This window comes from Streptomyces sp. P17 (assembly GCF_032436805.1).
In the GTDB taxonomy this organism is placed as follows: domain Bacteria; phylum Actinomycetota; class Actinomycetes; order Streptomycetales; family Streptomycetaceae; genus Streptomyces.
This window is the reverse complement of sequence record NZ_JAVRBF010000777.1, coordinates 1-274: the sequence shown is the minus strand read 5'-3', so window position 1 is coordinate 274 and position 274 is coordinate 1. Positions and strand designations below refer to the sequence as shown.

The following is a 274-nucleotide window of genomic DNA, read 5'->3' as shown; positions in this document are numbered from 1 at the left end:
CGCCTCGGTGGTGGGGCCGGCATAGAAGCCGCCCTCCTCGTGAGCGCCCGCGGCGACCAGGTCGAGGATGGTGGCGATCTGGGTGTCGGTGATGGTGCCGCGCACAGCCTCGACCTCGACGGTTTCGACGGTGGCGTCAGCGGTCTCGACAGTCTCGGTGGTGGGCTCGGGCATATGCACCTCGTCGATGCTGGCGTGGTGGTCGAGGAGCTGCTCGTCGGGGGTGCGATACAGGGCGACGCGGTTCATGTGACGCATCCGGGCGGCGCGGGGC

At 70.1% G+C, this 274-nt stretch carries 1 protein-coding gene; it reads right to left on the bottom strand.

What is annotated here, in order from left to right; genetic code table 11:
* Window positions 1-249, bottom strand: a 249-nt coding sequence (locus tag RMT89_RS42925) for a hypothetical protein (protein WP_315889183.1), incomplete at its 3' end; no start/stop codon positions are given.
* Between the last annotated feature and the right edge of the window lie 25 nt (window positions 250-274).